At 70.9% G+C, this 13,448-nt stretch carries 8 protein-coding genes and 1 pseudogene; 7 read left to right on the top strand and 2 right to left on the bottom strand.

Annotation, left to right across the window (positions count from 1 at the left end; translation table 11 throughout):
- Positions 1–237: 237 nt before the first annotated feature.
- Positions 238–1,071: an HAD family hydrolase gene (locus tag ACFYOV_RS07140; protein WP_389083785.1), complete on the top strand. Its 834-nt coding sequence runs from the start codon at positions 238–240 to the stop codon at positions 1,069–1,071.
- 552 nt (positions 1,072–1,623) lie between these two features.
- Here ACFYOV_RS07140 and ACFYOV_RS07135 read toward each other — a convergent pair.
- Positions 1,624–2,448: an oxidoreductase gene (locus ACFYOV_RS07135; RefSeq protein WP_389083783.1), complete on the bottom strand. Its 825-nt coding sequence runs from the start codon at positions 2,446–2,448 to the stop codon at positions 1,624–1,626.
- 101 nt (positions 2,449–2,549) lie between these two features.
- Here ACFYOV_RS07135 and ACFYOV_RS07130 point away from each other — a divergent pair, with 101 nt between their 5' ends.
- On the top strand, positions 2,550–3,530 hold the full coding sequence (locus ACFYOV_RS07130) for an ATP-binding protein (RefSeq protein ID WP_389083780.1): 981 nt from the start codon (positions 2,550–2,552) through the stop codon (positions 3,528–3,530).
- A 92-nt stretch (positions 3,531–3,622) separates the two neighbouring features.
- On the opposite strand, the gene ACFYOV_RS07125 is transcribed toward ACFYOV_RS07130, so the two are convergent.
- On the bottom strand, positions 3,623–4,906 hold the full coding sequence (locus ACFYOV_RS07125; RefSeq protein WP_389083778.1) for a hypothetical protein: 1,284 nt from the start codon (positions 4,904–4,906) through the stop codon (positions 3,623–3,625).
- A gap of 336 nt (positions 4,907–5,242) precedes the next feature.
- On the opposite strand from ACFYOV_RS07125, the gene ACFYOV_RS07120 reads away from it, so the two are divergent.
- The 5 genes and pseudogenes from ACFYOV_RS07120 (at position 5,243) to ACFYOV_RS07100 (ending at position 13,305) form a co-directional block, all read left to right on the top strand.
- A complete protein-coding gene (locus ACFYOV_RS07120) occupies positions 5,243–7,855 on the top strand; it encodes a SulP family inorganic anion transporter (protein WP_389083775.1) in 2,613 nt (870 codons plus the stop codon).
- Positions 7,856–8,048: 193 nt separating this feature from the next.
- On the top strand, positions 8,049–10,004 hold the full coding sequence (gene acs, locus ACFYOV_RS07115; protein WP_389083773.1) for an acetate--CoA ligase: 1,956 nt from the start codon (positions 8,049–8,051) through the stop codon (positions 10,002–10,004).
- Between the two features lie 230 nt (positions 10,005–10,234).
- Positions 10,235–11,685, top strand: a pseudogene (nhaA, locus tag ACFYOV_RS07110) (Na+/H+ antiporter NhaA).
- A gap of 169 nt (positions 11,686–11,854) precedes the next feature.
- Positions 11,855–12,343 carry a phage holin family protein gene (locus tag ACFYOV_RS07105; protein WP_389083770.1) on the top strand — a complete coding sequence of 163 codons (489 nt, stop codon included), beginning with the start codon at positions 11,855–11,857 and terminating at the stop codon, positions 12,341–12,343.
- Positions 12,340–13,305, top strand: a complete 966-nt coding sequence (locus ACFYOV_RS07100; RefSeq protein WP_389083768.1) for an alpha/beta fold hydrolase — start codon at positions 12,340–12,342, stop codon at positions 13,303–13,305. The genes ACFYOV_RS07105 and ACFYOV_RS07100 overlap by 4 nt, the downstream gene beginning before the upstream one ends.
- Positions 13,306–13,448 lie beyond the last annotated feature (143 nt).

Below are 13,448 nucleotides of genomic sequence, written 5' to 3'. Positions count from 1 at the left end.
TCCGGCCGAGTCGGCGGCGAAGCGGCGTCACGGCCGCGCAGAGGAGAAGAAAACCCACCCGGACATGCGACGACCCCCGCCGGGGGGGAGAGCGGGGGTCGTCTCCACGGCCGACTCGGGGGGGGAGGAGTCGGACCGGGTTAGCACGGTCGCGAACGATCCGTGACTTCCATGGTGTACCCGAGAGCCCTCTCAGGCAAACCCACACGCCCACCTTACGCCGAATGGGCTGCGCCTATGCTCAGGGTCGTGGAAAACCACTCCTTGCCCCGCACAGCGGCCTTCTTTGATCTGGACAAGACGGTCATTGCGAAGTCGAGCACGCTCACCTTCAGCAAGTCGTTCTACCAAGGCGGTCTGATCAACCGCAGGGCCGTCCTGCGCACCGCATATGCCCAGTTCGTCTTCCTCGCCGGAGGCGCCGACCACGACCAGATGGAGCGGATGCGCAAGTACCTCTCCGCGCTGTGCCGCGGCTGGAACGTCGAGCTGGTCAAGGAACTCGTCGCGGAGACGCTGCACGACCTGATCGACCCGATCATCTACGACGAGGCGGCCACCCTCATCGAGGAGCATCACACCGCCGGCCGCGACGTCGTGATCGTGTCCACATCGGGCGCCGAGGTCGTCGAGCCCATCGGCGAACTGCTCGGCGCCGACCGGGTCGTGGCCACCCGCATGGTCGTGGGCGAGGACGGGTGCTTCACGGGAGAGGTGGAGTACTACGCGTACGGCCCGACGAAGGCCGAGGCGGTCCGGGAACTGGCCGCTTCCGAGGGGTACGACCTCGCCCGCTGCTACGCCTACAGCGACTCGGCGACCGACCTGCCGATGCTGGAGGCCGTGGGCCATCCGCACGCGGTGAACCCGGACCGGGCACTGCGGCGCGAGGCGCTGGCGCGCGGGTGGCCGATCCTGGACTTCCACCGGCCGGTCCGGCTCAAACAGCGCATCCCCGCGTTCTCCGTGCCGCCGCGCCCCGCCCTGGTCGCGGCGGCCGCCATAGGCGCCGCGGCCGCCACCGCGGGGCTGGTCTGGTACGCGAGCCGACGCCGGGCGACGGTGGCCTGACCTCCCACCCGTGCGGGGCGTCGGCACCCCCCTCGCCCCGTTCGGGATATCGGCGCCCCTTTGGCGCTTATGTGAACCCAAAAGTAAAGAAGCGCGGTCACCACTTCCGCTTGCTTCGGTCCTGGAGTACAAAGGACTCAACGGCCCGCGAGACCAAGGACATCCGAGAGGATCACCTTCACAACGCAATTGGCCCCACGGACCGAGCATGAACACCGGGCACCCACGCGACGTCGACCCGTCGATTACGGGCCAGCCGCACCAGGTGACGGGCAAAGTCCCCGACCTGATGGGCACATATCGAGGACGCTTGGTAACTCGGTGGACGTGCCAGCGGCGGTACGAGTGCTCGTACCGCCGCATCTCTGCGGGCCCCTACCGGGCCCCTTTTCCCGTCCATGGCACGCGCAGGTCGCGGCGCCCCGCGCACCGGCGATCTCGCCGCCCCCCCCCCCCCCCCCCACGGGTCACCCCCGCGCGCCGCCACCCCTCACGGGCCTGTCACGCCGCACACCCCGCGCCGCACGCCCTGGGCCGTGCCGCCTTCCCGCGTCACGCCGCGCCGCGCTGAAGTGCCTCGCACACCGCCATCGACTCGCGCGCCCCCAGTCCGATTGCCCGCCCGCAGTGGGCGATCCAGGCGGCCACTCCCTCGGGGCTGCCGGAGACGTAGCCCTCCAGAGCCGTCCGATACGCGTCGGCACCCAGCTCGGCGTGTCCCACCTCGGCCGGGCAGACCGACTTCGGGTCGAGGCCGCTGCCGACCAGGACGATGCGTTCGGCCGTGCGCGCGACCAGCCCATTGTGGGAGACGAACGGGCGCAGCGCCAGGAGTTCGCCGTGCACGACGGCCGCCGTCACCAGCGCCGGGGCGGAACCGCCGGCGATGATCAGTTCGGCAAGCCCCTCCAGGCGGCCGTGCGCCTCCGCCGCGCTCGGCAGGGGCAGCCCGATCAGGGGTTCGTCGACCGACTCGCCCGCCTGGCGGGGCCGCCCCACCTGTTCGGCCTTGTCCGCCGCGGCCACCAGATGCAGCCGGGCCAGCACCCTGAGGGGCGACTGCCGCCAGATGGACAGCAGCTGGCCCGCCTCCGCCGTCAGCCGCAGCGCCGCGCCCATGGTGCGGTCCTCGCCGTCGCCACTGAAGTCACTGCGTCGGCGCACCTCCTCCAGGGCCCAGTCCGCACCGGCCAGCGCCGCCGAGCCGCGTGCGCCGCGCAGCGCCGCCTCGGAGGTGATCTCGTTGCTGCGCCGCCGCATGACCCGGTGCCCGTAGACCCGGTCCACGGCCTTGCGCACGGACTCCACGGATTCGGCCACACCGGGCAGCGAGCCCAGGGCCGCGAGCGGATCGGCGGTCGCGCCTGTCGTACTCATGAGTACGACAGTACGCACCTCGGCCGCCCACCCCACGATGGAGTGGTCTTCTTCACGCACCGTCGCCACCTGCCGCTATCGCTCCACTACGCTTGGTGAACATGAAAATTGCTTTCGTCGGGAAGGGCGGCAGCGGCAAGACCACCCTGTCCTCCCTGTTCATCCGCCATCTCGCGGCTCAGGGTGCGCCGGTCGTGGCGATCGACGCCGACATCAACCAGCACCTGGGGGCAGCTCTGGGGCTGGACGAGGCGGAGGCGGCCGCACTGCCCGCGATGGGCGAGCACCTGCCCCTGATCAAGGACTACCTCCGCGGCACCAACCCGCGCATCGCGTCCGCCGGGACGATGATCAAGACCACTCCGCCCGGCGAGGGCTCGAGGCTGCTGCGGGTGCGCGAGGACAATCCGGTCTACGAGGCCTGTGCCCGGCCGGTGGAACTGGACGGTGGCGCCGTCCGTTTGATGGTCACCGGCCCCTTCACGGATGCCGACCTGGGGGTTGCCTGCTACCACTCCAAGACCGGAGCGGTGGAGCTGTGCCTGAACCACCTGGTGGACGGGCCCGACGAGTACGTCGTGGTGGACATGACGGCCGGCTCCGACTCCTTCGCGTCCGGCATGTTCACCCGGTTCGACATCACGTTCCTCGTTGCCGAACCGACCCGGAAGGGGGTCTCCGTCTATCGCCAGTACAAGGAGTACGCCCGCGACTTCGGCGTCGCCCTGAAGGTCGTCGGCAACAAGGTGCAGGGTCAGGACGACCTCGACTTCCTCCGCGAGGAGGCCGGGGATGACCTGCTGGTGACGGTGGGGCACTCGGACTGGGTCCGGGCCATGGAGAAGGGCCGACCGCCCCGGTTCGAGCATCTGGAGGAGCCCAACCGCCGCGCCCTGCGCGAGCTGCACACTGCCGCCGACACCACCTATGGGCTCCGTGACTGGGAGCGCTACACGCGGCAGATGGTGCACTTCCACCTGAAGAACGCCCGGTCATGGGGCAACGAGCGCACCGGGGCCGACCTGGCGGCTCAGGTCGACCCCGGTTTCGTGCTCGGCGAGAGCGTCACGGCCACCGCCTGAGCCGCACGCCCCTGTGGCGCCAGGCTCGCCGTCTCACGAGCGGGCCGGGGCTCACCTCGACCCCGGCTCGCCCCTGCGCGACCGCCCGCGGCTCATCCCTTGGCCCCCCTCGCCCCGGGCACGCCCTTGGGGGCCGGGGCGGGCCTGGCGGAGAGGAAGGCCTTCCAGCCCTGCTTCGGGGGCTCGCCGACGTTCAGGGTGCGCAGCTTCTCCAGCGTCGACGGGTCCTGTGCGTCCAGCCAGTCCGCGAGCTGCCGGAAGGAGACGCAGCGCACCTCGGGCTTGTTGCACACCGTCTCGACGACCTCCTCGACCGCGCGCATGTAGGTGCCGCCGTTCCAGGACTCGAAGTGGTTGCCGATGATCAGGGGGGCACGGTTGCCGTCGTAGGCGCGGCGGAAGCCCTGCAGGAGACTGTCGCGCATCTGGTCGCCCCAGAACTCGTGCTTCGCCGGGTCTCCCTGAGTGGCGGTGCCGGACTGGTTGACCATGAAGTTGTAGTCCATGGTCAGCTGCTCGAACGAGTGCCCCGGGAAGGGCACGAGCTGCATCGACAGGTCCCACAGACCGTGCTTCTTGCTGGGCCACACCTGGTTGTTGACGCCGCTGGTGTCGTAGCGGAAGCCGAGGTCCCGGGCGGCCGCCATGAAGTTCTTCTGGCCCTCGAGGCAGGGGGTGCGGGCGCCGATGAGCTCCTTGTCGTAGTCGAAGGGCAGCGGGGCGGTGTTCCTCATGCCGGTGTTGGTCTTCCAGCTCTTGACGAACCGCTTGGCCTGGGCGATCTCGTCCTTCCAGTCCGCCACCGACCACTCGCCGACCCCGCCGCTGCCGCAGAAGTGGCCGTTGAAGTGGGTGCCGATCTCGTTGCCCTCCAGCCACGCCAGACGCAGCTGTTCCACGGTGGCGGCGATGCCGTCCCGATCGTTGAAGCCGATGTCGGAGCGGCCTGGGGAGTGCAGCGGCGGGCGGTACAGATCGCGTTTCTCCTCGGGAAGGAGGTACACGCCGCTCAGGAAGTACGTCATGGTCGCGTTGTTCTCCCTGGCGACCTTGCGGAAGTGGGAGAAGAGCTTCTGCCCGTCCTCGCCGGCACCGTCCCACGAGAAGACGACGAACTGCGGGGGCTTCTGACCCGGCTTCAGCCGCTCAGGGCGGGGCAGTCTCGGCTGCGCGCCGGTGTACGCGGTGGAGCCGTCACCGATCAGCCGGACCGCGTTCTCCGGCGCGGGGGCCGGCTTCGCCTCCTTCTGGCTCAGCGGGTCCCGCCCCGGGCGCTCGGCCTCGGAGCGCTCCGCACCGGTTCCGCAGCCGGCGAGCGAGGCGGCGCAGACCGCGGCGATCACGGTGCCCGCGGCGATCCTGTGGGTGGCGGCCATGTCCGGCCCACCTTCTTCCTTCTCTCGGGCCAACCAGATGAGGGCGATGTCTCGCGCCGTGCCGGGCCGTGCCGACAGCGCGCCGCCACATTCACACGCAGCCGAGAAGAAATTTGTACGACAAGCCGACGAAATACCGGCTTCACCCGCAGGGGCGGTTGATTAGGCCATTCGCCCGAAAAGCCTATGCCTTGCCTTTACTCTGCATTACGATTCGTTTACTGATAGTGACGCATCCCGCCATATGACGCCGTGCCCCACGGCCGCGCCACGCCCCGCCGTCGGCGGGGACCCCCACAGTTCCGCGACCGCGCACCCCGGAGGAGACGGGAAGACATGTCAGCCTGCGTTCCCACCCGCGCCACCGACTCGGACAGCGCCGAGCGCACCCGTCCACCCCAGAGTCCGCCACCGGTCCGGCACCGGCGCTTCCGCATCGCGGGCGCCGATGTGTCGGCCTCGATCGCGGTCTTCCTGATCGCCCTGCCCCTGTCCCTCGGCATCGCACTCGCCACCGGCGCACCGCTCCAGGCCGGTCTGGTCGCCGCCGCCGTGGGCGGTCTCGTCGCCGGACGGCTCGGCGGTTCCCCGCTGCAGGTCAGTGGACCGGCCGCGGGACTCACCGTCGTCACCGCCGACCTCATCCAGCGTTACGGCTGGCGCACGACCTGCGTCATCACCGTGCTCGCCGGTCTGGCCCAGCTGGGTCTCGGCTGTCTGCGCGTGGCGCGCGGCGCCCTCGCCGTCAGCCCCGCCATCGTGCACGGCATGCTCGCCGGCATCGGCGTCACCATCGCCGTCGCCCAGTTGCACATCGTCCTCGGCGGTACCCCGCAGAGCTCCGTCCCCGACAACCTCCGCGCACTGCCGACCCAGTTGGCGGACCTGGACCCGGCGGCCGTTTCGGTGAGCATCCTGACCCTGGCCCCGCTGCTGCTGTGGCCACGTCTCCCCGGCCGGATCGGTCGCCTGCTGCGTCTGGCCCCGGCCGCCCTGGTCGCCATCACGCTGTCGACCGCCATCGCCGCCCTGGCCGGGCTGGTCCTGCCCAAGGTCGACCTGCCCTCCTGGAGCAGCCACGCCCTGGCCGGGTTCCCCGAGGGCCCGGTGCTCGGCCTGGCCGTCGCCGTCCTCACCACCACGCTGGTGTGCAGCGTCCAGTCGCTGCTCGGCGCGGTCGCCGTGGACAAGCTCGCGGCCGCCCGCCCCGGGCCGGTGCACGTCGGACGGTCCGACCTGGACCGGGAACTCCTCGGGCAGGGCGCCGCCAACATCGTCTCCGGCTCCCTCGGCGGGCTGCCCGTGGCCGGGGTGGCCGTGCGCAGTACGGCGAACGTGCACGCGGGTGCCGTGAGCCGGAACTCCACGATGCTGCACGGCGTTCTCGTAGTAGTCGCCGCGCTGCTGATGGTCCCGATCCTGGAGCTCATCCCGCTCGCCTCGCTCGCCGCCCTGGTGATGGCCGTCGGCATCCAGATGGTGTCCCTCCACCACATCCGCACGGTGACCCGCCACCGGGAAGTGCTGGTCTACGCCGTCACCACCCTCGGCGTGGTCTCCCTCGGCGTCCTCGAGGGCGTCGCGCTCGGGATCGCCATGGCGGTCGGAGTCGCCCTGCACCGCCTCACCCGCACCCGCATCACGCACGACGAGGAGAAAGGAGTCCATTACGTACACGTTCGGGGACAGTTGACGTTCCTCGCGGTGCCACGGCTCAGCCGGGCCCTGCATCTCGTGCCCCAGGGCGCCCGCGTCGTGGTCGCGTTGGACGGATCGTTCATGGACCACGCGGCCTACGAGACGTTGCAGGACTGGCGGAGCACACACACCGCGCGGGGCGGCACCGTGGAGATCACCGGCCGCCGCAACGGAATCCGGATCGCGGAACCCGCGGTCCTCACCGGCGACTCGGCCGGTGGGGCGGACGCGCCCACCCCACCGGACGCCGGCTGCCGCTGTCGGCCCTGGACCGCCTGGCGCAACCACCAGTGCGAGCGTCCACGGCCCGCGACGCCCCCCGCCGTTCCACCTGGCACGCCCGACGACGAGGGCGAGGCACAGCCGTCCCGCGCCGCGCGCCACCGCGTCACGGATGCCGGCCACGACGCCGAACCGAACGCCGACACCCCCATCACCTCCGACTCCGGCACGGACATCGACACCAGCACCAGCACGGACACGGGCACCGGCACCGGCACCGGCACCGGCACCGGCATCACCTTCGGCCCCGCATCCGGCCCTCACTCCGGTTCCGCCTCCGGCCCTCACTCCGCCGGCGATGAACTGGTGCGGGGTATCAGCGCGTTCCAGCGGAACACCGCGCCGCTGGTGCGCGGTGAGCTCGCCCGGCTGGCGCGCGAGGGGCAGCGCCCCACGCAGCTGTTCCTCACCTGTGCCGACTCACGGCTGGTCACCTCGATGATCACCTCCAGTGGCCCGGGCGACCTGTTCGTGGTGCGCAACGTCGGCAACCTCGTACCGGCACCCGGTGAGGAGAGCGGGGACAGTGGTGACGACTCGGTGGCCGCAGCGATCGAGTACGCCGTGGAGGTCCTGGGGGTCCGGTCCATCACGGTCTGCGGGCACTCCGGTTGCGGAGCGATGCAGGCCCTGCTCGACTCCGAGCCGGAGGGCGGCCCGACCCCGCTGAGACGGTGGCTGCGGCACGGACTGCCGAGTCTGGAGCGCGTGGCCGACGCGGGCAGACCCCGAGCCCGGCTGGCCGGGCGGGTGCCCGCCGACGCCGTGGAGGAGCTCTGCCTCACCAACGTGATCCAGCAACTGGAGCATCTGCGTGCCCACGAGTCGGTGGCCCGGGCGCTCTCGGCCCGAGCCCTGGAGCTGCACGGGCTGTACTTCCACGTGGGCGAGGCCCAGGCCTATCTCCTCACGGAGGCGGACGGACGCCAGGTGTTCGACCGGGTCCGCGCGATGGATCTGGCGACGTGAGCGGGTGTCCGGGTGTGAGAGCCGTTACACCTCTTGAACCGGCTCGCCCCGGTGCCCGTGGGAGGGAGTAACCGCGCCCAGCCCTACGACGCACAGGTCTAAACCAATACGCCGACGACCCTTGTCAGCGCACCCCCCGGTCTGATGAGCTGTGGCGTGGGACACAACGGACACCCTGGGAAAGGCAGATGCCGTGAGCAATGAAAGCCTGGCCAACCTGCTCAAGGAAGAACGCAGGTTCGCACCTCCCGCCGAGCTGGCCGCGAACGCCAACGTCACGGCGGAGGCGTATGAACAGGCCAAGGCTGACAGGCTCGGCTTCTGGGCCGAGCAGGCCCGTCGGCTGACCTGGGCCAAGGAGCCGACCGAGACGCTCGACTGGTCGAACCCGCCGTTCGCCAAGTGGTTCAAGGACGGCGAGCTCAACGTCGCCTACAACTGCGTGGACCGGCACGTCGAGGCCGGGCACGGAGACCGGGTGGCGATCCACTTCGAGGGCGAGCCCGGCGACAGCCGCGCGATCACCTACGCCGAGCTCAAGGGCGAGGTCTCCAGGGCGGCCAACGCCCTGCTGGAGCTGGGCGTGCGCAAGGGCGACCGAGTCGCCGTCTACATGCCGATGATCCCCGAGACCGCGATCGCGATGCTGGCCTGCGCCCGGATCGGCGCCGCGCACTCCGTGGTGTTCGGCGGCTTCTCGGCGGACGCGCTGGCGACCCGAATCCAGGACGCCAACGCCAAGGTCGTCATCACGGCCGACGGCGGCTACCGGCGCGGCAAGCCGTCCGCGCTCAAGCCGGCCGTGGACGAGGCGGTCGGGCGGGTGGAGAGCGTGGAGCACGTCCTCGTCGTCCGCCGCACCGGGCAGGACGTCGCCTGGACCGAGGGCCGCGACGTGTGGTGGCACGAGCTGGTCGAGCGGCAGAGCACCGAGCACACCCCGGAGGCGTTCGAGGCCGAGCACCCGCTGTTCATCCTCTACACCTCCGGCACCACGGGTAAGCCGAAGGGCATCCTGCATACCTCCGGCGGTTACCTCACCCAGACGGCGTACACGCACTGGGCGGTCTTTGACCTCAAGCCGGAGACCGACGTGTACTGGTGCACCGCCGACGTCGGCTGGGTCACCGGGCACTCGTACATCGTCTACGGCCCGCTGGCCAACGGCGCGACGCAGGTCATGTACGAGGGCACGCCGGACACCCCGCACCAGGGGCGCTTCTGGGAGATCGTGCAGAAGTACGGCGTGACGATCCTCTACACCGCGCCGACCGCGATCCGGACGTTCATGAAGTGGGGCGACGACATCCCCGCGAAGTTCGATCTGTCCTCGCTGCGGGTCCTGGGCTCCGTGGGCGAGCCGATCAACCCCGAGGCGTGGATCTGGTACCGCAAGAACATCGGCGCGGACCGCACCCCGGTGGTGGACACCTGGTGGCAGACCGAGACGGGCGCCATGATGATCTCGCCGCTGCCGGGCGTGACCGGGGCGAAACCAGGCTCCGCCCAGACCCCGCTGCCCGGCATCTCCGCGACCGTCGTCGACGACGAGGCGAACGAGGTGCCCAACGGTGGCGGTGGCTACCTGGTCCTCACCGAGCCGTGGCCGTCGATGCTGCGCACCATCTGGGGCGACGACCAGCGGTTCATCGACACGTACTGGTCACGGTTCGAGGGCCGGTACTTCGCCGGCGACGGCGCCAAGAAGGACGACGACGGCGACATCTGGCTGCTCGGCCGGGTCGACGACGTGATGCTGGTGTCCGGGCACAACATCTCCACCACCGAGGTCGAGTCGGCGCTGGTCTCCCACCCGTCGGTCGCCGAGGCGGCCGTCGTGGGCGCGGCGGACGAGACGACCGGGCAGGCGATCGTCGCGTTCGTGATCCTGCGCGGCACGGCCGCCGAGAGCGAGGATCTGGTCTCGGAGCTGCGCAACCACGTGGGCGCCACCCTCGGCCCGATCGCCAAGCCCAAGCGGATCCTGCCGGTGGCCGAGCTGCCGAAGACCCGCTCCGGCAAGATCATGCGCCGGCTGCTGCGGGACGTCGCGGAGAACCGTCAGCTCGGTGACGTCACCACGCTCACCGACTCCACGGTGATGGATCTGATCCAGGCCAAGCTGCCCCAGGCGCCCGGCGAGGACTGAGCGGCGGCCGCGGTCGGCCGGGTCGACTGATCGCGTCCGGCGGGGGCACCCGGCGTCACACGCGCCGGGTGCCCCCGAGGCGTCCCGCGGCACTCCCGCCGCTCCAGCGCCGCTCGCCAGGGGGTGCGTCCCCGGAGCACGTTAGCTAAGCTAAGAAAAAGCGATCTCATGGTGTGCCGGGAAGTCTGGTCGGCGGTGCTTTGCGCTGCCCGCGAACCGAAGGACTCCCCGTGACCGCCCCGCCCCGCTCTCCCCGCACCTCCACCTCCGGCAAGGTTTTCGGACGCCTCTCCCTGCCCGAGCGGACGTTCGTCGCGGACGCCCTGCGCACCGAGACCGTCGGCGGTGTCCTGCTCCTCCTCGCCGCTGTCACGGCGCTGGTCTGGGCGAACGTGCCCGCCCTGCACGACAGCTACGAGAGCGTCAGCCACTTCCACTTCGGTCCCGAGGCCCTGGGCCTGGACCTGTCCGTGGCGCACTGGGCCGCCGACGGACTGCTCGCCATCTTCTTCTTCGTCGCCGGCATCGAACTCAAGCGGGAACTCGTCGCGGGTGACCTGCGCGACCCCAAGGCCGCCGCGCTGCCCGTCGTCGCGGCCCTGTGCGGCATGATCGCGCCGGCTCTCGTCTACACGCTGACCAGCACCGCGGGCGGTGGCTCCCTGGCCGGCTGGGCCGTGCCCACCGCCACCGACATCGCCTTCGCACTCGCCGTGCTGGCCGTCATCGGCACCTCCCTGCCCAGCGCACTGCGGGCCTTCCTGCTCACCCTGGCCGTCGTCGACGACCTCTTCGCCATTCTGATCATCGCGGTCTTCTTCACCGACGACCTGAACTTCGCCGCGCTCGGCGGTGCCGTCGCCGGGCTCGTCGTCTTCTGGCTGCTGCTCCGCAAGGGCGTGCGCGGCTGGTACGTGTACGTGCCGCTCGCCGTCGCCGTCTGGGGGCTGATGTACAACAGCGGCATCCACGCCACCATCGCCGGTGTCGCGATGGGCCTGATGCTGCGCTGCCACCGGCACGAGGGCGAGGCCCACTCCCCCGGCGAGCACATCGAGCATCTCGTGCGTCCGCTCTCGGCGGGGCTCGCCGTGCCGCTGTTCGCGCTGTTCAGCGCTGGTGTGGCGGTCTCCGGCAGCGCGCTCGGGGACGTGTTCACCCAGCCGGAGACGCTGGGGGTCGTACTCGGCCTCGTCGTCGGCAAGGCCCTCGGCATCTTCGGCGGCACCTGGCTGACGGCCCGCTTCACCCGGGCCTCGCTCAGTGACGACCTTGCCTGGGCGGACGTGTTCGCGGTGGCCACCCTCGCGGGCATCGGCTTCACCGTGTCCCTGCTCATCGGTGAACTCGCCTTCGAGGGGGACGCCGCGATGACCGACAGCGTCAAGGCGGCCGTCCTGAGCGGCTCACTGATCGCCACCGCCCTGGCGGCGGTCCTGCTGAAGGTACGGAACGCCAAGTACCGCAGGCTGTGGGAGGAGGAGAACCGCGACGACGACCTCAGCGGTGTCCCGGACATCTACGAGGAGGACGACCCGGCGTACCACTTGCGCATGGCAGCCATCCACGAGCGGAAGGCCGCCGAGCACCGGCGGATCGCCAGGGAGAAGGCCGCCGAGGGGGACGCGCGCTTGCCGAAGTGACCGGCGGGGCAGGCGAGGACCACGAGGGTCCGGCATGATCTGACGAGACGGTACAAAAGAAAGGCACCGCGCCTGCCCGCACAAGCAGTCGGACGCGGCCAGCCGGACGCAACCAGTCGGACGCAACCAGTCGGACACGGACCGTCGGACGGCAGACTGAACCGTACGCAGCGGCACGCAGTACGCAAGCAGAAGAGGGAGACCGCGATGAGCGCACCCGACGGCAGCCCGGTCGGCGCCGAACGCAGCATCGGCCAGCTGTTCGCCTCGGCGACGGCGGAAATGTCGGCGCTGGTGCACGACGAGATCGCGCTGGCGAAGGCGCAGCTCAGGCAGGACGTCAAGCGGGGCGCGACCAGCGGCGGCGCGTTCACCGCGGCCGGCCTGCTGCTCCTGTTCTCGCTGCCGATGCTGAACTTCGCCCTCGCCTACGGCATCCGCACCTGGAGCGAGTGGAATCTTGCCCTCTGCTTCCTGCTGTCCTTCGCGGCGAACGTGCTGGTGGCGGGCGGTCTCGCGCTGATCGGCGTGGTCTTCGCGAAGAAGGCGAAGAAGGGGCGTGGGGCGCAGAAGGTCGCCGCCTCGATGAAGGAGACGGCGGGTGTCCTGCAGAAGGCCAAGCCGCACCCGCGGCCCGCGCTGCCGCAGGACCGGGCCCCCGAGGCCATCGAGGCTGTGGCACGCTCGTCCTCATGACGGGCTCCTTCACCCCTGCGGGTCAATCCCCCTCGGCGCAACCCGCCTCGGTCGTGCGCCTCGACGTCCCCGGCGGCGCCGAGGTGACCCACCGGGACGTCGCCGCCAACGGCGCCCGTTTCCACATCGCGGAACTGGGCGACGGGCCGCTGGTGCTGCTGCTGCACGGCTTCCCGCAGTTCTGGTGGACCTGGCGACACCAGATGACCGCGCTGGCCGACGCCGGGTTCCGGGCCGTCGCCATGGACCTGCGGGGCGTCGGCGGCAGCGACCGCACGCCGCGCGGCTACGACCCGGCCAACCTCGCGTTGGACATCACCGGGGTGATCCGCTCGCTCGGCGAGCCGGACGCCGCGCTGGTCGGCCACGACCTGGGCGGATACCTGGCGTGGACGGCGGCGGCGATGCGCCCCAAGCTCGTCCGACGGCTCGCTGTCGCGTCCATGCCGCACCCGCGGCGCTGGCGGGCGGCCATCCTCGCCGACGTCAAGCAGTCGGCGGCCCTCTCCCACATCTGGGGTTTCCAGCGTCCCTGGATCCCCGAGCGGCAGCTCACCGCGGACGACGGGGCGCTGGTGGCCAGGCTGATCCAGGAATGGTCGGGGCCGTGCCCGCCGGACGAGGAGGCGCTGGAGAACTACCGGCGCGCCATGTGCATCCCGTCCACGGCGCACTGCTCGATCGAGCCGTACCGCTGGATGGTGCGTTCCCTGGCCCGCCCCGACGGCATCCAGTTCAACCGCCGGATGAAGCGGCCGGTGCGGGTGCCGACGCTGCATCTGCACGGTTCGCTCGACCCCGTGGTGCGCACGCGCAGCGCCGCCGGTTCCGGGGAGTACGTGGAAGCGCCGTACCGCTGGCGGCTGTTCGACGGGCTCGGTCACTTCCCGCACGAGGAGGACCCGGTCGCCTTCTCCACAGAACTGATCAACTGGCTGAAGGATCCGGAACCCGACCGGTGACCGGTGCGGACCTGATCCGTCACCCGGCGAACACTCCCCGCACCGCCACCGGTTGGCCGACGCACCGTCCTCCCCGCGTCCTTCGCGTCGCCCTGCGCAGCGCCCCCGCATCGCTCTCGGTGGCGCTTCCGGCACGCTGGTGT

This window comes from Streptomyces sp. NPDC005931 (genome assembly GCF_042871235.1).
Taxonomy (GTDB): Bacteria; Actinomycetota; Actinomycetes; order Streptomycetales; family Streptomycetaceae; genus Streptomyces.
Note: the sequence above shows the minus strand (reverse complement) of the source record. Positions and strands in the feature narration are given on the sequence as shown.